The sequence below is a fragment of the Pedobacter sp. KBW06 genome, assembly GCF_003852525.1.
In the GTDB taxonomy this organism is placed as follows: domain Bacteria; phylum Bacteroidota; class Bacteroidia; order Sphingobacteriales; family Sphingobacteriaceae; genus Pedobacter.
Window position 1 is genome coordinate 1,736,946 of the sequence record NZ_QAJL01000003.1, and the last position, 22,711, is coordinate 1,759,656.

Annotated in this window: 19 protein-coding genes; 11 read left to right on the plus strand and 8 right to left on the minus strand. The window is 40.4% G+C overall.

Going from position 1 to position 22,711, the window contains the following annotated elements; all coding sequences use genetic code 11:
- Positions 1 to 7: 7 nt before the first annotated feature.
- The 3 genes from DBR43_RS21940 to DBR43_RS21950 are packed head-to-tail and all read left to right on the plus strand — an operon-like array spanning position 8 to position 3,852.
- The gene (locus DBR43_RS21940) at positions 8 to 1,480 is read left to right on the plus strand and encodes a RagB/SusD family nutrient uptake outer membrane protein (RefSeq protein WP_124584704.1); all 1,473 of its coding nucleotides are present in this window, start codon (positions 8 to 10) and stop codon (positions 1,478 to 1,480) included.
- Positions 1,481 to 1,497: 17 nt separating this feature from the next.
- Positions 1,498 to 2,187, plus strand: a complete 690-nt coding sequence (locus tag DBR43_RS21945; RefSeq protein ID WP_124584707.1) for a fasciclin domain-containing protein — start codon at positions 1,498 to 1,500, stop codon at positions 2,185 to 2,187.
- Positions 2,188 to 2,232: 45 nt separating this feature from the next.
- Positions 2,233 to 3,852, plus strand: a complete 1,620-nt coding sequence (locus tag DBR43_RS21950) for a DUF5008 domain-containing protein (RefSeq protein WP_124584709.1) — start codon at positions 2,233 to 2,235, stop codon at positions 3,850 to 3,852.
- Positions 3,853 to 3,946: 94 nt separating this feature from the next.
- On the opposite strand, the gene DBR43_RS21955 is transcribed toward DBR43_RS21950, so the two are convergent.
- Positions 3,947 to 4,963, minus strand: a complete 1,017-nt coding sequence (locus DBR43_RS21955) for an Rpn family recombination-promoting nuclease/putative transposase (RefSeq protein ID WP_124584711.1) — start codon at positions 4,961 to 4,963, stop codon at positions 3,947 to 3,949.
- A gap of 285 nt (positions 4,964 to 5,248) precedes the next feature.
- Between DBR43_RS21955 and DBR43_RS21960 the strand changes: the two genes are divergently transcribed.
- A complete protein-coding gene (locus tag DBR43_RS21960; protein ID WP_124584713.1) occupies positions 5,249 to 5,851 on the plus strand; it encodes a Crp/Fnr family transcriptional regulator in 603 nt (200 codons plus the stop codon).
- Positions 5,852 to 5,915: 64 nt separating this feature from the next.
- The gene (locus tag DBR43_RS21965; RefSeq protein WP_124584715.1) at positions 5,916 to 6,611 is read left to right on the plus strand and encodes an alpha/beta hydrolase; all 696 of its coding nucleotides are present in this window, start codon (positions 5,916 to 5,918) and stop codon (positions 6,609 to 6,611) included.
- A gap of 236 nt (positions 6,612 to 6,847) precedes the next feature.
- Here the strand turns inward: DBR43_RS21965 and DBR43_RS21970 are convergent, their stop codons facing one another.
- The 3 genes from DBR43_RS21970 to DBR43_RS21980 all read right to left on the minus strand — a co-directional run bounded on the left by DBR43_RS21970 (position 6,848) and on the right by DBR43_RS21980 (position 12,225).
- Positions 6,848 to 8,173 carry a hypothetical protein gene (locus DBR43_RS21970; protein ID WP_124584717.1) on the minus strand — a complete coding sequence of 442 codons (1,326 nt, stop codon included), beginning with the start codon at positions 8,171 to 8,173 and terminating at the stop codon, positions 6,848 to 6,850.
- A 507-nt stretch (positions 8,174 to 8,680) separates the two neighbouring features.
- Positions 8,681 to 10,483, minus strand: coding sequence for a serine hydrolase (locus DBR43_RS21975; protein WP_124584719.1), 1,803 nt, complete (start codon positions 10,481 to 10,483; stop codon positions 8,681 to 8,683).
- Between the two features lie 62 nt (positions 10,484 to 10,545).
- A complete protein-coding gene (locus tag DBR43_RS21980; RefSeq protein ID WP_124584721.1) occupies positions 10,546 to 12,225 on the minus strand; it encodes a PNGase F N-terminal domain-containing protein in 1,680 nt (559 codons plus the stop codon).
- Between the two features lie 146 nt (positions 12,226 to 12,371).
- Here DBR43_RS21980 and DBR43_RS21985 point away from each other — a divergent pair, with 146 nt between their 5' ends.
- The 3 genes from DBR43_RS21985 to DBR43_RS21995 all read left to right on the plus strand — a co-directional run bounded on the left by DBR43_RS21985 (position 12,372) and on the right by DBR43_RS21995 (position 14,972).
- Positions 12,372 to 13,004 carry a phosphatase PAP2 family protein gene (locus DBR43_RS21985; RefSeq protein WP_124584723.1) on the plus strand — a complete coding sequence of 211 codons (633 nt, stop codon included), beginning with the start codon at positions 12,372 to 12,374 and terminating at the stop codon, positions 13,002 to 13,004.
- Positions 13,005 to 13,236: 232 nt separating this feature from the next.
- Positions 13,237 to 14,568 (plus strand): L-lysine 6-transaminase, encoded by a 1,332-nt coding sequence (gene lat / locus DBR43_RS21990; protein ID WP_124584725.1) that lies wholly within the window; start codon positions 13,237 to 13,239, stop codon positions 14,566 to 14,568.
- Complete coding sequence (locus tag DBR43_RS21995; protein WP_124584727.1) at positions 14,568 to 14,972, plus strand: hypothetical protein; 405 nt, start codon at positions 14,568 to 14,570, stop codon at positions 14,970 to 14,972. Before lat ends, DBR43_RS21995 begins: the two co-directional genes overlap by 1 nt.
- A gap of 1 nt (position 14,973) precedes the next feature.
- Here the strand turns inward: DBR43_RS21995 and DBR43_RS22000 are convergent, their stop codons facing one another.
- The 4 genes from DBR43_RS22000 to DBR43_RS22015 all read right to left on the minus strand — a co-directional run bounded on the left by DBR43_RS22000 (position 14,974) and on the right by DBR43_RS22015 (position 18,270).
- A complete protein-coding gene (locus DBR43_RS22000; RefSeq protein WP_124584729.1) occupies positions 14,974 to 16,335 on the minus strand; it encodes an acyl-CoA dehydrogenase family protein in 1,362 nt (453 codons plus the stop codon).
- 75 nt (positions 16,336 to 16,410) lie between these two features.
- Positions 16,411 to 17,127: a bacillithiol biosynthesis deacetylase BshB1 gene (gene bshB1, locus DBR43_RS22005; protein WP_124584990.1), complete on the minus strand. Its 717-nt coding sequence runs from the start codon at positions 17,125 to 17,127 to the stop codon at positions 16,411 to 16,413.
- A 24-nt stretch (positions 17,128 to 17,151) separates the two neighbouring features.
- Positions 17,152 to 17,649, minus strand: coding sequence for a glutathione peroxidase (locus DBR43_RS22010; protein ID WP_124584731.1), 498 nt, complete (start codon positions 17,647 to 17,649; stop codon positions 17,152 to 17,154).
- Between the two features lie 3 nt (positions 17,650 to 17,652).
- Positions 17,653 to 18,270, minus strand: a complete 618-nt coding sequence (locus DBR43_RS22015; protein ID WP_124584733.1) for a DUF4294 domain-containing protein — start codon at positions 18,268 to 18,270, stop codon at positions 17,653 to 17,655.
- 347 nt (positions 18,271 to 18,617) lie between these two features.
- On the opposite strand from DBR43_RS22015, the gene DBR43_RS22020 reads away from it, so the two are divergent.
- The 3 genes from DBR43_RS22020 to DBR43_RS22030 all read left to right on the plus strand — a co-directional run bounded on the left by DBR43_RS22020 (position 18,618) and on the right by DBR43_RS22030 (position 22,701).
- The gene (locus tag DBR43_RS22020; protein ID WP_074606775.1) at positions 18,618 to 20,828 is read left to right on the plus strand and encodes a RelA/SpoT family protein; all 2,211 of its coding nucleotides are present in this window, start codon (positions 18,618 to 18,620) and stop codon (positions 20,826 to 20,828) included.
- 63 nt (positions 20,829 to 20,891) lie between these two features.
- On the plus strand, positions 20,892 to 21,383 hold the full coding sequence (locus DBR43_RS22025; RefSeq protein WP_124584735.1) for a Fur family transcriptional regulator: 492 nt from the start codon (positions 20,892 to 20,894) through the stop codon (positions 21,381 to 21,383).
- A 40-nt stretch (positions 21,384 to 21,423) separates the two neighbouring features.
- Positions 21,424 to 22,701 (plus strand): adenylosuccinate synthase, encoded by a 1,278-nt coding sequence (locus DBR43_RS22030; protein ID WP_124584737.1) that lies wholly within the window; start codon positions 21,424 to 21,426, stop codon positions 22,699 to 22,701.
- Positions 22,702 to 22,711: the final 10 nt, after the last annotated feature.

Below are 22,711 nucleotides of genomic sequence, written 5' to 3' on the forward strand. Positions count from 1 at the left end.
TCAGCACATGATGAAATTATTAAAACACACCATACTATTATTTGGGGCATGCAGTTTAATACTGGTTAGTTCCTGCAAAAAATTTCTTGATGTTGAGCCTGTCGACAGACTGGGATCCAATTCTTTCTGGAAAACAAAGTCGGACGTAGAGTCTGCTGTTGCAGATTGCTATGGATTGATCTATGACCGCCTTACAGTAGGCCCCTATCATAACCTGAATGGCGACATCAGGGCTGGAGAATTTATTTGCCCCGGCTTTCCTGTATTTCCTACTGTTGCAAAGAATGACCTTTCCAATTCCAGTCAGATTGCACTTCCTGCAAGGTATAAAGGAGATCTACTCGCAGACTGGTATCCATTTTACCAGGCCATTGCGGCCTGCAATATTGCATTAGACCGACTCGATGAGCTGACTTTTTTAGACAACAATGAAAAAGCGAGGTATAAGGCTGAAGTGAAGTTTATCCGCGCCTTTACTTATTTTTATATTTCGCGCATTTATGGAGATGTCCCCCTATATACCAAAGCTTATGACGGCACGGCAAAAGGAAGAACGAATTTCATCGATGTCCTTAAATTTTGCATCCAGGAGCTGGAGGAAACAAAAGAAGCATTGCCATGGCAATATACTGACCCTACCAACTGGGGAGTAAGGGCCTCCCGCGCCTCTTCAGAAACACTGATCGCAAACTGCTATATGTGGATCGCAGGTTTCGATAAATCCAATCAGCAAGTCTATTGGCAAAAAGCTGCTGACGCGGCCCTAAACGTAAAAAACTCAGGCTTCTTTCAGTTGTTGCCAATTGAAGATTTCAAGAAGATCTTTAAAGGCAAAACCCGGGAAAGCATTTTTGAGTTCTCAGTAAACAAGAACTATGGCTCGGAAACCAAATATGTATCATTAGGGCAATGGAGCACCCATGCCCCAATCGTTAATTACGGTTCTACCAGTGATGGTTACTACCTCGCTTCCTATGTACAGAAACTATACCCCGCCAATGCTCCCGACAAAAGAAGGGACGTTTGGTTCTACCTTCCTTACATCAATAATACGACCCAGATGTTTCTGAAATATTCAAACGTCACAGATGTAAACAATTTCCTTTTTGATGACAACATGATCATTTTCCGCTATTCAGGAATTTTGCTGTTAGGCGCTGAAGCCTTAGCTAACCTGGGTAAAAACGGAGAGGCCATTCCTTTACTGAATATGGTTAGAAACCGTGCAGGTGCAACCGAATACAGCCCATCAGAAAGTTCGCTTGTTGATGCTGTTTTTATGGAAGAACAGAAGGAACTGATTGGAGAAGGCGTTCGGTGGTATGACCTGATCCGCACAGGACGGGTGATGGACATCGGTCAATGTGTAGACTTTCTAACTCCTGAACAATTCAATCAGGGTGCCTGGACCTGGCCAATAAATCCAAAAGCGAGAGTAAACAATCCGAATATCGTCCTGAACCAATATTGGGTAAAGTAGTGCTAAAACTAAATTTTATGAAAAGAAAAAATCAATGGCTGCTACTCTTTGGGGTCCTCCTGTCTGTAGCGGTTATCTCTTGTAAAAAAGATTATTTTAATGGTGGAAGCTTACAAAATGGGGTCTTCAAGATGAGCGCTTATGAGTTCATGAAAACCAAACCATTCTATTTTGACACCCTGATCACAGTGATCGATAAATCCGGACTAAAGGAAGTATTTGAGAAAGAAGATATTACCTTTTTTGCACCGACAGACCATGCGATAAAACTCAGCATGGATCTGTTGAATTCTACACGTTATTCTGCATCAAAAGATTCCATCTTTATTAAAGACATTCCACCGTCTATATGGAGAAAGTATTTGTCCCAATACCTGATCAAAGATAAATACCTGTTAAAGGACATTGCAAGATATGATCCGGTCCAGGCGAACGTTTATCCAGGCCAGTACATGGCTTCTTACGATGGCTATATCATGAATCTTGGCGTACAGTTTAGTGATTATAAAGGCACCAGAGACGTAGGTCCACGTACGGTCGTGATCAGGAACATTGGCGATATTGGCAATCCCTTAAATTTCGGGGCAACGATTGCCACTTCAGATCTGCAAACCAATAACAGCATTATCCATGTCATCAATGACATGCACAATTTTGGTTTTAATCCTTTCTTATTTATTACTGACGTGAATGAATATTTCAAATAGACCACAAATTCAGATCAGCATTTCATCAAAATAAAATACCGCCTTATGATTTTTATTTCTAAATATAATATAGTTCAGTTTCTTTCGGCAGCCAGTATCGCGTTCATTTGTAGCCTGACTGCCTGCAAAAAGAATGAAAACATCGGTAAAGATCCTTATGGAGACGCCAAGCCGCCCCTGGATTTAAAAGTCAACGCCGTTGCTTCAAGCCCAGTCCAGGGAGATATCGCTTCCACCGTCACCTTAACCGGCTCCGGATTCCTAAAATACAAAACGGCGCTCAGCATATTGTTCAATGGAGAAAAGGGAGAAGTATTATCGTTATCAGATACAGAAGCCAAAGTGAAAGTTCCGGAATGGGCCAGTAGCGGAGTGATCACCGTCATGGTTGGAGCACAAATCCTGCCTGGTCCAAAGTTTCGGGTAAACGGAAACACCAAAACAGACAAAACCTTTAATTCTTATGTTGGTGCCAATGAAGACATCAATAACATTACCGCGCTTCCGGATGGCCGGATGCTAATTGTGGGTAATTTTACAGACTACAATAATTCTGGTATCCGTTCGGGATACAGCAAACTGGCAATCATTTCGGCAGAAGGAACATTAGATAAATCCTTTAAACCGGGCAAAGGAATTCCTTCGGGTAGTTTAGCTAAGGCTGCACTACTTTTAGACGGAAAAATCCTGATTGGGGGACAGTTCAATACCTATAACAATAAGAAAGACAGGATCGGTAACATAGGAAAAATCTCTTTGAGCGGTGCAATGGACTCTACCATTTACTCATTTATTGATCGATCCGGTGAGCCGAAAAAAGACACTGTACCTTCCTTTGGAGCATTCTTTGACGGCCCTGTTACCGAAATGATGGTCCAGCCTGATGGCAACATCATTGTTGCAGGAGCCTTCAAATATTACATGACCAAAAGATATTATCCGAATCAAAAAGACACCATCATTACCGACTCTGTAATCGTAAACAACATTGCCAGAATTAAACCCGATGGTGCACTGGATAAAACTTACAACTTCAATCAGTCGGCAAACAGAGCCAACGACAACTTTAATGGCTACATATATGATGCCTATATGCAAGCAGACGGGAAGATCATCGTTGCAGGTGCTTTTAGTAGTTATAACGGAGAAAATACCAATAGAATTGCCAGGATCAATACAGATGGAACACTGGATAAAACCTTCATTACAGGCTCTGGTCCAAACGATCTGATTAGTTCCATACAACCCTATCCGAACGGACAGATTTTAATTTCCGGTAGTTTTTCGGCTTTCAATGGAAAAGCGATAGCGAGGGTCGCGATCTTAAATCAAAACGGAAATGTAGAGGAGCGCTTTAATACTGGAGCAGGCGCAGACGGAGCGGTGACTCTGGCTGTCCGACTGGGCAATGGAAAAATATTGCTGACAGGTCCATTTCAAAAATTCAATGGCATTAACAGGAATGGTTTCGCCATTGTAGAACCCACAGGCCAATTAAGTGCAAACAACAATACTATCGGAGGGTTTACTTTCTCAGACAATAGGTTCAGAAAACCTGTTTTTGATGTGATTAATACAGATAATGGAGCTGCGGCAATTCTGGTAGGAGGGTTCAACTCCCTGGACCTCCAGCAAAACAACCGGTTGGTTAAGATCACTTATTAATTGTCCGATTTAGCTGCTCAACAAAATGATTCTGGTCTTTAACCAGGATCATTTTGCATTTGATTCCGAGATTTCTATTCAACAGGCTATACAATTACAAAGTCTCGATTTCTTCAATTGAAAGTTCGTTGAATTCAGCTATCTGCTTAATAGACATGCCCTGTTGCTTTTGTTTCCGGGCTGTAATGATTTTTTGTTTGTAAATACCTTCCTGCACTCCTTTTTCAATACCCTTTTCCATACCCTTTTCCATGCCTTTTTCCATGCCTTTTTCCATGCCATCCCTGAGTCCTTTTTCGACTCCCTCCTTGAGCCCTTCTTCTATTCCTTCCCTCCTCCCCTCGATTTTCGCCTTTTCTCCAGCTTCTTTACTGGCCCAGGCAATACTATGCTCATAATCCCACTTTGCCTTTAAGTTCGACTCATAAAGTGTCCGTTGCTCCTTTGTTAATTTACTCACCTCTGCGATTTTAAACATTTTTTTGAAAATTCCCTGATTGAGGTGTAATGGTACCTTTTCCATCCTGCTCATATTTTTAAGAATATAAAACCACTTATCTAAATCGGACGACAGCTCATTCACCTCTTTGTCGAAGTTAGGTAATTCCAGAAATTTAAACCTAAACTTGTCGTAGAAAACTTTGCCGGTATCCTTATTCATTAAAACAATATCATGTAAAAACCGCTCATCATCCTTATCTCTGAATTTGAAATCCAGAACTGCTATCAGATACACCTCTTTAAGCTGACCATTCCAATTGGATTCTCCTTTAGGAATCTGCTCGCTCACTAATCGGGATAAATAGTATACACAGCGCTCACGAAAGCCCCCATGTTCAACACGTTGCATCTCAATGATAAACTGCTCACCACCGCTTCCCCTGCACATCAGATCAAAAAACACTTTCTTATTCTCATTAGTGCTTGCTGCATGTTCTGTGGGACTAAAAACCAAATCAACGATTGTCTTTTGTCCGGCAAAAATGGCATTCAAAAATTCAATTATGATCTCCTTGTTTGGTTCGCCTCCTAAAAGGTGCTTAAATCCAAAATCTGTAAGTGGGTCAATAAATCGTCGGTTCGTACCGGAGGCTATAGTAGTAACTGTCATTGTCTAACTTATATAGTTAAAACAACAAAAACAAAATATTAATTAAATAATTATCTTAAAAATAAACAAAACCACCTAAAAACAAATAAAAAGAACATCCCAAAAATGCATTTAAAGAAGATTGATTTGTACAGCCGAATCTATAAATACAGGTGACAGAAAAAAAACTTCAACATAGACCTTGATACCAAGATATTTTTAAACCTTGACATCTTGATATCATACACTAAGCTTTATTATAGAATGAATAACGGAACTATAGTAAAACAGGTTAACTTTAAAAGCATGGAACTGATCTATTTACAAACCATGTTAAAGGCTTTTGCCAATATCTCGGCAGAAGACTACGCCTTATCAAAAGATTTCTGGAGTATAAAGACCTATAAAAAGGGTAGCTTTTTTAATAACTATAGGGGAATTTGTAAAACTGCCGGATTTATTATGGATGGCGCATTTCGTGCCTATCATATTGACGAAAAAACGGAAGCAGAAAAGAATGTCTTTTTATATTCTAAAGATCAGATTGTGGTGGCGTATAAAAGTTTTATCGATCAGGTGCCCTGTAATTATTACACCCAGGCACTCACAGATGCAACCATCATTTCTATTTCTTACGACAAATTGATTAAACTTTATACTTTATCGCATGGATGGGAACGATTCGGAAGATTAATGGCTGAATATGCCAGTAAGATCGCCGTAGAACGCATGGAGAGTTTTTTATTTCAGACACCGGAAGAGCGATACCTGAACATGATGAACAATCATCCGGAAATTTTAAATACTGTTCAGCTTTACCATATATCTTCTTATCTTGGAATTCAGGGTCCTTCTTTAAGCCGGATCAGAAAAAGATTATGCCATGTGAACGATTTTAACCGAGGTTAAATTTTTTGGCTTTGTTTCTGCTGAACTTTGGACTCAATATCTCTTTACCTAAAATTCAACAATTATGAAAAAGAAAATCAACATTGCACTGGTACATGGAGCCTGGGGCGATGGTTCTCACTGGCGCAAGGTGATTCCAATATTAACTGCAGCGGGATATACCGTCGGTTCAGTTCAAAACCCATTGACTTCCCTTTCCGACGATGCGGAGCGGACCCGCAGGCTCGTAGAATCTTTTGATGGCCCAACGCTTCTGGTAGGACATTCTTATGGTGGAGCCGTAATTACAGAAGCTGCAGGAAAGAGTGATAAGGTAGTAGGGTTGGTTTATATTGCTGCTTTTGCACCGGACGAGAATGAGAATCTTGGCATGTTATTGGGCAGAACTACTGCTCCGGCCGGCGCCGCAGCATTACGCCCCGATCAATATGGTTTTCTATGGATTGAAAAAAGCATGTTTGCGGAAAACTTCGCACATGACCTTCCTGCAGAAGAATCTCTGGTGATGGCCCTTGCACAAAAACCAACCTCAGGAAAATGCTTTGAAGATAAACCGGACTATGTGGCCTGGAAAAATTTACCAACCTGGTATCAGGTATCTGAACTGGATAGAATGATCCCACCTGAAACACAACATTTTTTCGCAGAAAGAATGAAAGCAGAAACGATTAGTTTGTCATCAAGTCACGCTTCTATGGCTTCTCATCCGCAGGAAATTGCTAATTTGATTATAAAAGCAGCAGAAACACTGGAAGGATAATCTTCTTCTCTCTCAAAAATAATCTGATCGCAGGTCTCATTAAAGCCTTCGATCAGATTAATATTTTTTTTATTTACCTCAGTTTCGTAAAATAAGGGCCCAGGCTTTCTTCAGGAATAAACTCCCCGCAAGGCATAATGCTCGTACTTAACATCGTTAAGAAGGCGCCTGCAAAGTTTGTAAGCACCACAATATGCCGTTTCCCTCATATACATAGCCTCTGGAAAACCTTAGATTTAAGGAAGAGGAGAAAATGAATAAGCTGGAAAGTTATAGTCATTATACGTACTAAAAAATGCTGTTCCACAATTTTCCGGTAAAGTAGCCAAACCAAAAAGCATAGAAGAAAAGTCTATTCCCTGAACTTCATTGGCAGTCCATGAAGGGTTGCTAACACTATAGCGCCATAGAATCTTGTAGGCCGTTCCCGGAAGTGTATATACTCCTTTATTCGCATTATACAAACTGAGCAAGTCTGTTTTTGCAGTTGCGTTAATGGGAATAAAACCGCTAATAATATGAGGAGAAACGACCTTACCCGCATTATCGTTGATGCGGTTGGCATGATAGCCTGAAGGGTCGCTGCCGGCACCTAAACCCCACTCGTAAGCAGCAATACCAGTAGTAAACGTCCACCATTTTTTATCAGCCTGCATCGCATTATTCATATACTGCATGTATTGGGCATTTGCTGAATAAGGATGACACAAATAATAGCAAAACTGAGGTATAAAATCAGAAAGAAAAGCACCAGGATAATCGGTTAAAACTTCAAAACCTGAATAGGTTGATTTAGGTAAGTTCGTGGTATTGGCATAAAAATTATTCCATAAAGTAGTTGCCGGTCCAGCTGCTCCGTTTTCGGATTTAAAAGCAAGGTAAGCGACAATCATGTATTCGTTAAAAACAGCTGTATTTCCGATCCCATTGCCATTCGCGTCTAGTGATAAATAGATTGACCCGGTCGCGGGGTTCGCGATTGCCTTAGACCAGTTGATAGATTTATACAGGCGATCCACGAGCGTGGCAATGGTGGTGTTTGTACTGAAATATTTCTTACAGAACAATGCTCCGGAGACCATTATAGCTGCATCAATGGTACTATATTCTGAATTCCAGGCTCGGGCTCCGGTTTCCATATCTACAAAATGCCTTGGAAAGCCTGCGGTGTTCACATCCAGTTTAAAGTTGCTGTTCTGACCGATTAAGGTTTGCAAAGTTGTAACCGCCTGCTGACTACCATCGGAAATCCAGCCCATTTTATCGGCAATGCAAAGAGAGACAAGGCCTGTTCCTATATTGGCAACCGAAGCCGGGTGATAGTCTGTTCCGCTAAAAAGTTTTGAATCCCTGTAAATTCCTTTCGCATTCCGTTGCATTTCATATACACGGTAGGAATTTCTGAACAGATCTGTTAAAATAGGAGAAACAACAGGTTTTCCATTTACGTCTTCTCCTGTTGAAGGTTCATTCTTCTGTTTCGAACAAGAGGTCATCATGACCGTAAGAAACAATAAGGCAATAAAAGGCAATTTTGCCTGGTTTAGAAATTTTAGGTTCATCACAATCAATAGGTTTGGTTTAACATAATATTAAGGAATCAAATTAGCTCCGGCAATAAAAAGCACCTCTACATTACTACATCATCAATGGATGATATACTTCCTTAAGGAAGCCAAAACATCGTTTCAATCCTCAAAAAGCAGTATACATCTTAGATCATATTCAAAAAACAGCTAAAAATACCGACTTGAAAAAGAAAGATTAGAGAGGTAATGACGTAGTCTATCTTACCCCTTCTCTAAAGTTTACCAAAGCTAAACTTATGTTTACAAAAAAAACACCGGTAGTTTATTTTGAATAGAGGTCGAAATCAGGAGAGTCATTCAGGTAAGTCATACTATTTTATACTATCTGAGGTGTATCCGATCAGGATTTGATAATACTTCCCAGGTTTTACATCCGGAATTTCATCTTCATATGTAGAGATTGGAGATGGCTTCGTCACTCATCAAAAAGGCTTTCCGGAGATCCGGAAAGCCTTTTTAATTGACAATATCTGATTTTAATTATTTCTTACGGATCGCTTTAAAATTCCCGTTTGGCTGTTTGAAGGTCAATGATTCTGCCTGATATCCTTTGAGTTCAAACTTCAGGCTATATCCTATTAAAGTCTTGATTTGAAAAGTATCTGCTCCTATAGCAATCGTTTCATAATCCGGTTGTCCGGAGATTGATACGAAAAGAACCTTATCTTTAAGGTATACTTTAACTGCCGTTTTACCCAGATTGTAATCGCCTGTATATTTTTCGAGCATTTCTTTAGTCAAAGCGACTTCTTTAGGGCGAAAAGCAAATACTACCTGTTTGCCATCCAGTGGTAGACTGACTCCTGCTATCTTACCATCTGTTCCGGAGCTGAAATTGATTCTGAAGCTACTTGTTGCTGTATCAATTTTCCCCTTTTTATCGATATCTCTCGCTTCAAAAACATCATAATGATAGTGCTTAAGAAAAACACGCTCTTTTCCGAATGCAGCAAACAGAGAGTCGGCTCTTTGGGACACGTCAATTGTTCCTGCTATTGGATTTTCATAGAAACCGACATAACTTTTTGCGGGATGTGAAGGCTTTGTATTTAATACCTGCTCTGCTTCCGCTTCCGGCTTTTCGGCTTTCTTCTTTTTCATGGCCTCGTCTTTCTTCTTATTTTGTTCCGCATTCCAATCGGTCTTGTTTAGATTAAGGATCCGGTCGGCGATGGTGTTACGAACCAGGCCAGGAACAGCGGAAACATTCTGATTGCTCAGGACAACGATTCCGATATCGTCTGAAGGAAAGAAAGCGGCATTTGCTGAGAAGCCATCAATATTTCCACCATGTTCAACCAGGTAATGTCCACGGTAAGAGCTGATCATCCATCCCAGACCATAACTGGCAGAATAAATGTCCTTAAACTCTCCCGGTAAACCGCCACCCATTACCATTTGTGCAGTCGCAGCCTGCTCAATATAAGACGGAGGCAAAATCTCCTTACCATGATAGCGACCACCACTTGTCCAAAGCTGTAACCAGTGGGCCATTTCATTGACGCTACTGTTGATCGATCCTGCAGGTCCCATACCAGAAATATCGTAATAATCCATCTTCTTAATGATGCTATCCTTTTCCAGTGTATATGGCAGGGAAGCATCCGCATCCTTCTGCATATCATAGATGCTGGTATTTGATCTGGTCATCTCCAGCGGGATAAAAAACTTTTCCTTTATATTTTGCTCCCAGGTTTTTCCGGTAATCTTTTCGGCAATCATGCCCTGTGCAAGAAACATGTAATTGTTATACTGCCATTTCTCTCTGAGCCCGGCATTTGGTTCCATATACTTTACACGTTGCAAGATGCTGTCTCTGTTAGGCGTATTGAAGAGGTACCAGGAATAATCATAACGGGACAATCCAGTCCGATGGCACATCATGTCCCGAACCGTAATCTGGCTGTTCATGTTATCATTGAAAAACCGCAGCTGTGGCAGGTAAGTTGTTGCTTTGCCATCCAATGAAAGTTTACCATCTTTTTCCAGCAAACCAAGCAAGGCTGAGGTAAAAGCCTTAGAGCTTGAACCTATGGCAAAAAGTGTATTTGGCGTAACCGGTTTTTTCCCTTCTACATCCCTATATCCGAAACCTTTACTATATATGATTTTATCACCTTCCGTTACCGCTACTGCAAAACCGGCCACTTTTTGATCTTTCAGTACCTTATTCAGCACTGCATCCAAATCTGCAAGCCGGCTATCCGGTTTAACATTCTTTTGCTGAGCAACTACCGTTAAGCTGAGAAAAGAAAGAAAAAGGTAAGTAAATGTTTTTTTCATATCAAATGTTTAGTTTTTTGATGGGACGTAGGATTTGAAAAATAGTTACAGGATTTAAATAATTATTCCCTTTCCCCAATCAGTACCCCCGATACATTCCATGCACTAAAGCTTGTTCCTTCAGGCTTGCCGAGCGGAATAGCTACCTTTAAAGTATGTTTTCCTGGTTTAAGTTCTGGCAAAGGGATTTCTACCGGAAGGGTTAAGGTTCCCGGGCACCAGTTAGAACGGCTCAGATCTGAAGAAGATAAACCATTACCAAAATTACCTGAGGCAGGATTCAGCATGCGGTAGGTTGCGCAATCCTCTCTCCATGGAATAAAGTGATAGACGCGTTTTCCATCCACAAATATTTCATTTTGTTTGGGCACAAATTCATCGCCGTTCCCCCATCCGCCATGTCCGGTGGTCAGGTATCTCAAACGAAGATTTTTTACGCCTGCCGGTACCTCTACCGAAACGGTAAGGGAATCTTTGTCGAACATCGTTCCATATTCCTGTCCGGACATTTCCATCAGATTCGTGGTATTAAACACAGGCATCATCCAGTTTTTCTTACCATTTTTATCATCATCCTCATCTCCGGGATAGTATTTAAAATACAAACTGGCTTTATGACCACCTTTGTCGTAATTACCAATAAAAACCCCGATCCAGACCTCACCTTGCAGGCTAGGTAATAAAGCAGTAATGTCTTGTTTATACACCACTGAATCCGCCCAGTTGTATCCCTTTATTTTAGCCTGCTCATTAAACTTCCCTACACCGAAAGAAGTGAAAAAGCGCATCAGTTCCAGGGGAGGAAGGTATTGATCCGTAGCAGTTACACCCTGGTATTTCTTTCCGTTCTTTGCGTTATATACCGGAAGAACCTGTACACCATTTTGCAGTGCCTGTAAAAAAGAAATCTTTTTGTCGACCGGAATCATGAATACAGATCCGGTACGGTCATAGGCATCGCCGTTAGAATGTTGCACCAATTCCGCAAACAAATGCTGTCCTGCTGAAGTCTCCGGAAGTTTCACTTTTTTAAGAATAACTGTACCGCCTGAAAAGTGGTAAGTAAGGTTCGCCTGTTCTCCTGCAGGATTTTCTATTTTCCTACCAAAGTTGATTTGTTCGTCATTAAAAATTTGGAGGGTGGTATACCTGCTTTCAATGATTTGGCGCTGGTAAGCAGGTTCATCCAATAGATTTCCCCATTTTGATGGCCATTTAAGTTCTTCCGGAGTCACGGTCCGGTACTCTATATTCGTAGCTACGGTTTCAGAATTTCCGTTACGGATCACTTTTAACACAAGGCCCATTGCCGGAGCAATAGAGATGGTGGGTGTTCCTTTAATCTTTAAATCCGTATTGTACCATATTTCGATGGTGTTGGAGCGGATGAAAAGTTTCGCTTTTTTACAGGGAATGCCGGCAATAGTATCTATACCCGGAAGCAGCTCTGCCTTCACATAGTCTGAAAATGGTTTCTTAAGGCTGTAAGAAAGGCCATTGTTGCTGAGTACCTGGTAGGTTGCCGCTTCTTTAAACTGCAGAAACTGTTGTTCAGTCTGCGCCCCCTGCCTGGCGATGCGTGCCTGTGCTCCTTTTGTAAATAATTTCAGTTCTCCTCCAAGCTCTTTTCCGTTGCTACGAAACTTGTACGTAACTACAGCCTGGGAAACATCAGTGCTCTTTTGTGCAAATAGTGATGTGCTCATAAAGAATAACACACATCCGGTTAGTAAGATTTTCATGGAGGGTAAAGTTAGCATTTGTGCTAAAGATTTATGGACAAGTAAATCCAGATTTTCTACAAAATCATCTGTTATTTTGGCATTAAATCGTTTAAACCAGCGTTATGTATGTATTTTGAAATCAAATTGATCATATTACCAATAAAATGAATAAACAAAGAAACCTTATTTTAACCTATCTCTTGATTTCAGCCCTGCTGGGGTTTATCCTGCTAACCATTTTCATCAGCTATATGCCCTTATCTGACCTGGATAAGAACTTCTCCACTTTCATACAAAGTTACCAAAGCCCCTCCCTCGATCCTTGGATGAAATTTATCAGCTTTATCGGTGTGATGCCTTATTCGGTGATCATGGTCCTGCTGACGGCCTTGCTGTTTTTCGTTTTCAAATTAAAGAGGGAAGCGTTATTTACCCTCAGCACCTTATTTGCAGGTGTGGCCAGTACCATCGTCAAGATTCTTGTAGACCGGCCCAGACCTGCCGCACCTTTAGTGCATGTTCTGGAAAAGACAGTTCAACAGAGTTTTCCCAGTGGGCATGTAAATTTCTATGTTGTCTTTTTTGGATTTCTGATTGTCGTCATGTCTCATGTCAAGACCATACCTTTCATTTTAAGAGTTATAGTGATCATTGTTTGTAACTTGCTGATTATACTCATTCCAATCTCCAGGGTATATCAAGGTGCCCATTGGTTTACCGATGTACTTGGAGGGAGTTTATTGGGTGGCTTGATATTGTTTGTCAACAGCTATTTTTATTTCAGGGTTAAGGCATAAGGAATTTACATAAAATGTAAAATCATCGAGCATTTCTGATGGAATTTCTGAGAAACCGGCCTAAATTTTGTCCCGAAAATTATTAACATTTGTGAGCGTAAAATTTATTTTTCACTAAAATCATACTTTAAACAGTTTAAACCTAGTTTTTGGGTTTTCGAGTCCAAATAGTGCCTGCATTTGTTAATTTGGCACTTTTTGTTACATTTGGTTACACCAAAATATAGATTTTATGTATCAACTAACTGTAGCTCCCGATCAGGTAAATGAAACTTTAAGCAAACACATTTTAGCCGATGGTTTTGACCTTACCTATGATATGGAAAAAAGTCAGGGGGCTTATATTTACGACTCGAAGTATAAGCGGAACTTACTGGATTTCTTTACTTGTTTTGCCTCTGTCCCATTGGGATACAACCATCCGAAAATGGTCAATGACGAAGCCTTCAAAAAAAGCCTTCTATTGGCAGCAATGTCGAATCCTTCCAATTCTGATGTTTATACACAACAATATGCTCAGTTTGTAGATACGTTCTCTAAAGTTGGAATCCCCTCTTACCTGCCTCATGCTTTTTTTATTGCAGGTGGCGCATTGGCAGTTGAAAATGCCATTAAGGTAGCGATGGACTGGAAAGTTCAGAAGAACTTTGCCAAAGGGATTAAAGAAGAAAAGGGATTTAAAGTTCTGCATTTTGAAAAAGCTTTTCATGGCAGAACCGGATATACCTTAAGTTTAACCAATACTCTTCCTGATAAGACGAAATGGTTTGCGAAGTTCGACTGGCCAAGGGTTTCCGTACCAACCATTAAATTTCCTTTACAGGATGAAAACTTAAAAAAAGCAATTGACACTGAAGAAGCTTCTATTGCTCAGATCAAACAAGCTTTCGCAGACAATAAAGATGAAATCTGTGCCATTATTGTGGAGCCTATTCAATCTGAAGGTGGTGACAATCATTTGCGTGAAGAGTTTTTAATTCAGTTAAAAACGCTTGCAGATGAGAACGATGCCTTTTTAATTTACGATGAGGTTCAAACTGGTGTGGGCCTTACCGGTAAATTCTGGTGTCACCAGCATTACAGCGAAAAAGCACGTCCTGATATTGTTGCTTTTGGTAAAAAGATGCAGGTATGTGGAATTCTGGTGGGCGATAAGGTAGATCAGGTGGAGGGCAATGTATTCAGGGTTCCTTCCAGAATCAATTCTACATGGGGTGGTAACCTTGTAGACATGGTTCGCTCAACACAAATCTTACAGATCCTTCAGGACGATAATTTATGTGACAATGCAACAATCGTAGGGCAATATCTAAAAGAAAATCTGGAACATCTTGCGCAGAAACATGATAAAATCAGCAATGTAAGAGGTAAAGGTTTGCTTTGTGCATTCGATTTCCCAAATAAAGATATGCGTAACGCCTTTATTCAAAAAGGAATGGATCAGAACGTTATGTTCTTAGGCTGTGGCAACCAGACCATTCGTTTCAGACCGGCACTTTGTATCGAGAAAAAACACATTGATGATGGCTTAGCCGTAATGGAAAAAATCTTACCTGCGTTATAATGGGTAAAAAGAAGATCAATATTTTTCTTGGTATCCTCGTGGTACTGCTTGTAGCCTGGATGATGAAGGGTACTTTTACCCAACCGGGTATTGAGGACCTGAAAGGAGAATTCACAGAAGTGGCACACTATCGGAACGACAACAATACCGGCCCCATACAGCATGTGTTTGCGGTAACGGTTAAAGATACACTCTGGTCTGAAATGGAAACTTATGGTAATTTCAAACCCCATCATAAAGGCGGAAATACCAAGGTATATTTTTTCATCAAAGGCAGTCCGGCTCCCAATCAGCTAGGTCCTGGAAAACAGAATTTTGATCCTTCATTTAACAATACTTGTATTGCCCTTTACGAAAAAAGTGCAATGGGCAATACAAGTATTACCAAATATCCTTTTAAATAGATTATACAAAGGCAGAAAAGCCGGTGATGGCCCTGCCTACAATCAGTGTATTGATTTCTTTTGTTCCTTCATAAGAATAAATGGCTTCAGCATCCGCTACAAAACGGGCCACGTCATATTCCAACAGAATCCCGTTCCCTCCCATTACTTCTCTCGCCCTGCTTACTACATCCCTGGTTTTCATAGAACAGAATACTTTAGCCAGTGAAGCGTGTTCGTCGGTTAACAGATTCTGATCCTGTAGCTGAGACAACCGGAAACAAAGGGTTTGCATTGCAGTCAGGTTAGATAACATTTCCACCAAATGGTTTTGAATCAGCTGAAAGGAAGCAATCGGTTTTCCGAACTGTTTTCTTGTCCGGGTATAATGCAAAGCGCTTTCATACGCTCCCCTCGCACAGCCTACAGCCTGCCAGGCTACTCCTGCCCTTGTCATCTTTAATACTTTTGCAGTATCCTTGAAGGAATTGGCATTTTGAAGACGATCGGTTTCTTCCACTTCACAATTTGTTAAGGTAATCAGGCCGTTTTGTACAATTCGCAAAGCCATTTTGTCTTCCATCTTCTCTACAGCAAAACCTTTGGCCCCTTTTCTTACCAAAAATCCTTTTACTTCCTGATCATCCAGGTCTCTGGCCCAGATAATCGTCACATCAGAAAAAGTAGAATTACCGATCCATTTTTTCTGCCCGTTGAGCACCCATTTGCTCCCCACCCGTTTTGCCGTCGTCGTTAATCCTCCGGCAACACCTGAGCCCACTTCCGGTTCTGTCAATCCGAATGCGCCAATCAGTTTCAATTGCTGCATATCGGGCAGCCATTCTTGTTTTTGAGCTTCAGATCCAAGCAGATAAATGGAGCCCATGGCCAATCCACTTTGTACCCCAAAAAAAGTAGACATAGAAGTATCCACTCTCGCCATTTCCATTGCCAGCATGCCTTCCATCAGATTTGATTTATTGGGACAGCCATAACCTTCGTAGGTAAGGCCACAAATATTGAGTTCTGCAATTCCGGGAATCAGCTCAAAAGGAAATTCTGCTCTAAGCCAGTACTTATTGACTACAGGCTTAACTTCCTTTTCCAGAAATGCACGGACTTTCAATTGCAAAGCACGATCATCATCACTCAGTGCTTCATCTCCGAGGTGATAAAAATCTCCTTCTATCGGAGGAAGTTCTCTTTTCTTATGGGGTCCGCCCATCATCTTCATCAACCCCTGTAACTGGGTTTCATCAAGGTTGGATACCGAATCTACAATTTTAGTCAGGTCTACCTTTTTAGAAAGCGCTTCCAGTTTCTGAAAATCGACGGTTTTAAAAAGGGTATATGCGTTTTTTAAGGAGGAGAAGATATTGGCCATGTTTTGCTGTTTCCTTTAAAAACAGCAAAACAGCCAATTTGTTGGCTTAGCCAGATAAAGATCGTTTAAAGAGTGTTAGCTCAGGTTAAAAAGATCATTTACACCTAAAAGTTTACGACAAGTAAATCCTTCCCCATAAGTTGTTCCTATTGATTTTCCGAATTCACGGGCACGGCCGATCACACTATCGAAAAATTCAGGAGAAGAGATATAGGTTTCCGCTTCTTCATGATCAGGATTAAAGAACTGTGTTTTAAAAGCCTTAATCGAATCAATTTTGGTTTGGATGTAAGGGGTAATGTCTACAATGATATCAGGTTCGATATAACGGTCCTGAATATACTGAAGGATCAGACGTGGTCGCCAGGCTTCCTGTTCCTGTCCCTCGATATTCGTAGAAATTTTGGACAATCCGGATAAGAAACAAGCATCATTAGCCAGGTCTCCGGCCCTTCCATGATCCGGATGCCTGTCGTGCAAAGCATTTGTCAAAATGATTTCCGGTTGATACTTACGGATCATTTTGATTACTGCGATTTTATGCGCTTCGTCGTTTGCAAAAAAGCCATCTTTGAACCTCAGATTTTCCCGGGCATGAAGACCTAAGATCTTTGCAGAATCTGCTGCTTCCAGGTCTCTGATCTCTGCGGAACCTCTTGTTCCAAGCTCTCCCCGGGTAAAATCTACAATTCCGACTTTCTTTCCCATTGCGATATGTTTGGCAATAGTTCCGGAACATCCCAACTCTGCATCGTCCGGATGAACGGCAAGGACTAATATATCTAACTTCATCATGTGTTCTAAAATGTTTTGGGCTTAACCCAGACGCTGTATTTTTTTCTTCACTTTTGTGGATAAGGGTTTGGTAAAAGGGAAGAAATAGTCCACCACTTCTCCTTTTTTATTCACCAGGTATTTGTGAAAATTCCACCTCGGGGTGGAAGTCAATTTTCCATTGAGTTTTTTATCCCCCAGAAATTTAAATAAAGGGTGTGCCTGTTCTCCTCTGACCATGATTTTTTCAAAGACAGGAAATTGAACACCATAGTTTAGTTCGCAGAAAGAATGGATCGCTTCCCCTTCAAGCGGCTCTTGTCTTCCGAAGTCATTGGATGGAAAAGCAAGAACTTCAAAGTCCTGAGATTTAAGCTCTTCCCTAAGCTGTTGCAACTCCTTTAACTGGGGCGCAAAGCCGCATGCAGAAGCAATGTTTACAATTAATAAGTTTTTGTTTTTATAGTCAGAAAGTTTCTTTTCTGTTCCATTGATCAATTTTACCTTAAACTGGTGTATACTTTTTGAGTTATCAGACATATTTTATTGGTAAAACCCGGAAGAAAGAATAATGGATTCGATGTCCCGCTCTTCCGATGGGTTGTATTTACTTTTAAGATTATGGCCAACAACTCTGGCCACAGATTGATATAAAAATGCGGTGATTCCACCTTTGGTTTCCTTAACGATTTCATAGGTAGTCCTTCCGAGCTCCCTGTCGATCAGTTTTGTTAAAATCTGTCCCTGAGAAATGGTCAGTTCTTTGATTTCCCGGTTAAACATGTCTTTAATTTCTTTATCACATTGTTTAACGAGTTTCTTTTGCAACTTTTTATCTTCGGCTCCTGCCAGGTCCTTTTCCAGCTGTTCATACCTTCTTTTTGCATATAAAGCATAAGGCATCACTTTCATCACATTGTAGCGTAAGCGGTTGAAGGCGGCACGGTCTTCAGGGGTTTTGAAGATTCTATAACCGTAGATGATTACTTCATTGAGCGGGATCCAGGGGATCATTTCTCCATCTTCATTGGTAGAGGCTACCCGAATCGTGTCATTCTTTCCCAATACGGGAAATTTCACTTTCACAGTGCTTTGCTGCGCTTTAGCAGAAGCACCTGTAATAATGACAATTGACAGAAAAAATAACCTGTAAAATTTCATAAATTTATACCTCTTTCCATTTACGGCAAAAATAATATATTAGTTTTATTTCATGTCTAAGATAATCTTTTAACAACAAATCGTTATCATCCTGACGTAAATAATACAATTGAAACCGACCTCATTTAAAAAGGTCTTCAATAAGAACGAACCAGAGTCTTACCTAATATGACAAACTTAAATTTGGAGGAATTATTGCATATACTAACATGATCTTTACAAAAAGCTTATATTAACAAAAGTATCCGGTAATGGACTGATAAATGCGTAAATTCGTATGTTCATGTGCCCTTTCAGGATGAACAACCGACAAAATAGCAGATTAAGAAAAAACACCATATATATTGATGAAGAACACATTAGTGATTGATTTAGAAGCAGAGAAGCAAGAGATATTGAAGCGATACCGTGCGCTTTTGCGTGCCTGTAAGCCAACACTTCAAAGGGGAGATAAGAAAGAGATTCGTAAAGCATTTGATATGGCCCTTGAAAGTCATAAAAATATGCGAAGGAAATCAGGAGAGCCTTATATTTATCACCCTATTGCTGTTGCACAGATTGCCGCGGAAGAAATCGGATTGGGAACCACTTCGATTGTATGTGCTTTATTACACGATGTTGTAGAAGATACCGACATCACATTAGAGGATATTGAAAGGGAATTTGGAAAGAAAACGGCAAAGATCATTGATGGTCTGACTAAGATATCCGGTGTTTTCGATTATAACAGTTCTTTGCAAGCGGAGAATTTCCGGAAAATGCTGCTGACTTTAGCGGATGATGTACGGGTGATCCTGATCAAACTTGCTGACCGGCTGCACAACATGCGGACGATGGACTTTATGCCGAGGCAAAAGCAGTTAAAGATTGCTTCTGAAACCATTTATTTATATGCCCCCCTGGCCCATCGTCTGGGTCTGTATGCCATTAAATCTGAACTGGAAGATCTCTCCATGAAGTATCTGGAGCCAGACACCTATAAATATATTGCCACTCAGCTGAACGAAAAAAAAGCAGAACGAACCTTATTCATCAAAAGATTCGTCGAGCCTATCAATGAAATTCTGGCGGAGCAGGGACTAACGGCTGATATATATGGCCGTCCGAAATCAATTCATTCGATCTGGAATAAGATGAAGAGCAAAAATATCCCTTTTGATGAGGTTTATGATCTTTTTGCCATCCGGATCATTCTGGACAGCAATCCTGAAAATGAAAAAGCAGATTGCTGGAAAGCCTATTCCATTGTGACCGACCTCTACCGTCCGAACCCGGACCGCTTACGTGACTGGGTTTCCTCTCCGAAAGGAAACGGATATGAGTCGCTGCATACCACGGTTATGGGACCTAAGGGACAATGGGTAGAAGTTCAGATCCGTACCCAAAGAATGAATGAGATTGCGGAGAAAGGTTTTGCCGCACACTGGAAATACAAAGAATCGAGTAATGACAATGGTCTTGACCAATGGATCATGAAAGTGAGGGAAATGCTGAACAATCCGGAAGCCAATGCTTTAGACTTCCTGGATGATTTTAAAATGAACCTATTCTCGGATGAAATTTTCATTTTTACGCCTAAAGGGGCATTGTTACAATTGCCTTTAGGAGCTACTGCTTTAGATTTTGCTTTTGAGATCCATACTGATGTAGGGGCAAAATGTATTGGTGCAAAAGTGAACCACAAACTGGTTCCTTTATCTTATAAACTACAGAATGGAGATCAGGTAGAAATTATTACCTCCAGTAAACAGACACCTAAAGAGGACTGGCTGAATATTGTAGTTACAGCGAAGGCCAAATCGAAAATCAAGTCTTCTTTAAAAGAAGAAAAAAGGAAAATTGCGGAGCAGGGCAAAGAAACTTTGGAGCGTAAGCTTAAATCTTTAAAGATTACTTACAATACAGATAACCTGAATAAGCTGACCTACTTTTTTAAATTACCTTCTACACAGGAGTTGTTCATCAACATTGCCAATGGTAAGATTGAGTTAAAGGATTTAAAAGATTACCTGGCGAGTGAAAAAGAAATCGAGAACAGGGGTTCTTCGGAGAAAAGCGATAATCAAAAGATTGAAGCATTACTGAGCCGTGTTAAAGGCCCTGAATCTGATATCCTATTGATTGGTGAAGATCTTCAAAAGATCGACTACACCCTTGCAGCCTGTTGCAATCCTATTCCGGGAGACGATGTATTTGGATTTGTGACGGTTAATGAGGGAATCAAGATCCACCGCACCAATTGTCCGAATGCCGCACAACTGATGGCAAACTATGGCTATCGGGTAGTAAAAGCAAAATGGAACCGTCAGCAGGAGCTCACGTTTTTAACCGGATTACACATTATCGGAATTGATGACGTAGGTTTGATCAATAACATCACTAAAGTAATTTCGGGAGATTTCAAGGTAAATATGCGTTCTATTACTGTAGACACAGATAATGGCATTTTCGATGGATCAATTATGATCTTTGTAAATGATAAAGAGCACTTAGACAACCTGATTAAAAACCTGCTGGAAGTAAAAGGCGTAACGGGTGTTACCCGTTTTGATGCCTAAAAAAACGAATAAAACATACAGATTTATATAAAAATTGGTACCTTTGAAAGGAGTTTAAAAACTATGTCTACAAACCACAACAGCGAGTTAGTAAGAAAAATATTCGAAGCTTATCTCGAAAATAAAAGTCTGAGAAAAACACCGGAACGTTTTGCCATCTTAGAAGAAATATATTCCAGAGATGACCATTTCGATGTAGAGACCCTCTATATCCACATGAAAAACCAAAAGTATCGTGTAAGCAGGGCTACTGTATACAACACTTTGGAGCTATTAGTTTCATGTGATCTGGTTACTAAACATCAGTTTGGTAAAAATATGGCCCAATTTGAGAAATCATATGGCTATCATCAGCACGACCATATCATTTGTATTGACTGCGGGAAAGTAGTAGAATTCTGTGATCCACGGATCCATCAGATCCAGAGTATGGTTGGTGATTTATTAAAGTTTGAGATCAAACATCACTCTCTTAATCTTTATGGCAGCTGTTTCGATTGTTCTGCAAAAAATGCGATGAACAATCAGAATGCCGACATTAAACATGCAAGTTAACATATCCAATTTATAATATTTCTATTCTTAAATTTAAATAATGACGCAAGTAGACGTGCTTCTGGGCCTGCAATGGGGCGATGAAGGCAAGGGAAAAATTGTTGATGTTCTAAGTCCGCAATATGATTTGATAGCTCGTTTTCAAGGCGGTCCGAATGCCGGACATACTTTAGAGTTTGATGGCAAAAAATTTGTTTTAAATACCATTCCATCTGGTATTTTCAATGAGAAAACAATGAACTTGATTGGAAATGGTGTGGTTATTGACCCTATCATTCTAAAAAGAGAGTTAGACAACCTTAAAGCAGCTGGCCATGATCCTGTAGCAAAAGGGAAATTGGTAATTGCCCGTAAAGCACATCTAATTTTGCCAACACACCAGTTACTGGATGCGGCAAATGAGCAAAAAATGGGCAAGGACAAAATTGGTTCTACGCTAAAAGGTATTGGACCGACTTATATGGACAAGACCGGACGTAATGGATTAAGAGTTGGTGATACTACCCTTCCTGATTTCAAAGACCGTTACAACAAACTGGTTGAGAAACATAAAGACATGCTTTCTCATTATAATTTTGAATATGACCTGACGGAAAAAGAGGCTGCATTTTTTGAAGCAATCGAATTCCTGAAAAGCATTCCTCATGTAGATAGTGAGCATTATGTAAATGGATTCCTTAAAGAAGGAAAAACAGTATTGGCAGAAGGTGCACAGGGAACACTCCTGGACGTAGATTTCGGATCTTATCCATTTGTAACTTCTTCAAACACCACTACCGCTGGTGCATGTACAGGTTTAGGGATTGCCCCAAACAGAATCGGTCATGTATACGGTATTTTTAAAGCTTATTGTACCCGTGTTGGTGGTGGACCTTTCCCTACTGAACTGGACAATGAAGTTGGAGAAAACCTTCGCCAGGTTGGTCATGAGTTCGGTGCAACTACCGGACGTGCCCGTCGTTGCGGATGGATTGATCTGCCTGCATTAAAATACGCGATCATGTTAAATGGTGTAACTGAGCTGATCATGATGAAAGCAGACGTATTAGATGGTTTTGATACCATTTATGCCTGTACACATTATGAGCACAATGGCGAAACCATTGACTACATGCCATATGACATCATTACAGTAAAACCTACTCCGGTATTGAAAGCGATTGAAGGTTGGAAAACAGATGTGACCAAAGTAAATAAAGTATCTGAAATTCCTGCGAAACTTGCGGACTATATTGCTTTCTTAGAGAAAGAGTTAGCGGTACCTGTAAAATATCTTTCAGTTGGACCAGACAGGGTTCAAACTTTAGAATTGAACTAGAACGTAATTT

Bases quoted from the DNA above. Each gene is read 5' to 3' on its own strand.
- DBR43_RS21940 (WP_124584704.1), top strand. From the start codon at position 8: ATGATGAAATTATTAAAACACACCATACTATTATTTGGGGCATGCAGT.
- DBR43_RS21945 (WP_124584707.1), top strand. From the start codon at position 1,498: ATGAAAAGAAAAAATCAATGGCTGCTACTCTTTGGGGTCCTCCTGTCT.
- DBR43_RS21950 (WP_124584709.1), top strand. From the start codon at position 2,233: ATGATTTTTATTTCTAAATATAATATAGTTCAGTTTCTTTCGGCAGCC.
- DBR43_RS21955 (WP_124584711.1), bottom strand. From the start codon at position 4,963: ATGACAGTTACTACTATAGCCTCCGGTACGAACCGACGATTTATTGAC.
- DBR43_RS21960 (WP_124584713.1), top strand. From the start codon at position 5,249: ATGGAACTGATCTATTTACAAACCATGTTAAAGGCTTTTGCCAATATC.
- DBR43_RS21965 (WP_124584715.1), top strand. From the start codon at position 5,916: ATGAAAAAGAAAATCAACATTGCACTGGTACATGGAGCCTGGGGCGAT.
- DBR43_RS21970 (WP_124584717.1), bottom strand. From the start codon at position 8,173: ATGAACCTAAAATTTCTAAACCAGGCAAAATTGCCTTTTATTGCCTTA.
- DBR43_RS21975 (WP_124584719.1), bottom strand. From the start codon at position 10,483: ATGAAAAAAACATTTACTTACCTTTTTCTTTCTTTTCTCAGCTTAACG.
- DBR43_RS21980 (WP_124584721.1), bottom strand. From the start codon at position 12,225: ATGAAAATCTTACTAACCGGATGTGTGTTATTCTTTATGAGCACATCA.
- DBR43_RS21985 (WP_124584723.1), top strand. From the start codon at position 12,372: ATGAATAAACAAAGAAACCTTATTTTAACCTATCTCTTGATTTCAGCC.
- lat (WP_124584725.1), top strand. From the start codon at position 13,237: ATGTATCAACTAACTGTAGCTCCCGATCAGGTAAATGAAACTTTAAGC.
- DBR43_RS21995 (WP_124584727.1), top strand. From the start codon at position 14,568: ATGGGTAAAAAGAAGATCAATATTTTTCTTGGTATCCTCGTGGTACTG.
- DBR43_RS22000 (WP_124584729.1), bottom strand. From the start codon at position 16,335: ATGGCCAATATCTTCTCCTCCTTAAAAAACGCATATACCCTTTTTAAA.
- bshB1 (WP_124584990.1), bottom strand. From the start codon at position 17,127: ATGAAGTTAGATATATTAGTCCTTGCCGTTCATCCGGACGATGCAGAG.
- DBR43_RS22010 (WP_124584731.1), bottom strand. From the start codon at position 17,649: ATGTCTGATAACTCAAAAAGTATACACCAGTTTAAGGTAAAATTGATC.
- DBR43_RS22015 (WP_124584733.1), bottom strand. From the start codon at position 18,270: ATGAAATTTTACAGGTTATTTTTTCTGTCAATTGTCATTATTACAGGT.
- DBR43_RS22020 (WP_074606775.1), top strand. From the start codon at position 18,618: ATGAAGAACACATTAGTGATTGATTTAGAAGCAGAGAAGCAAGAGATA.
- DBR43_RS22025 (WP_124584735.1), top strand. From the start codon at position 20,892: ATGTCTACAAACCACAACAGCGAGTTAGTAAGAAAAATATTCGAAGCT.
- DBR43_RS22030 (WP_124584737.1), top strand. From the start codon at position 21,424: ATGACGCAAGTAGACGTGCTTCTGGGCCTGCAATGGGGCGATGAAGGC.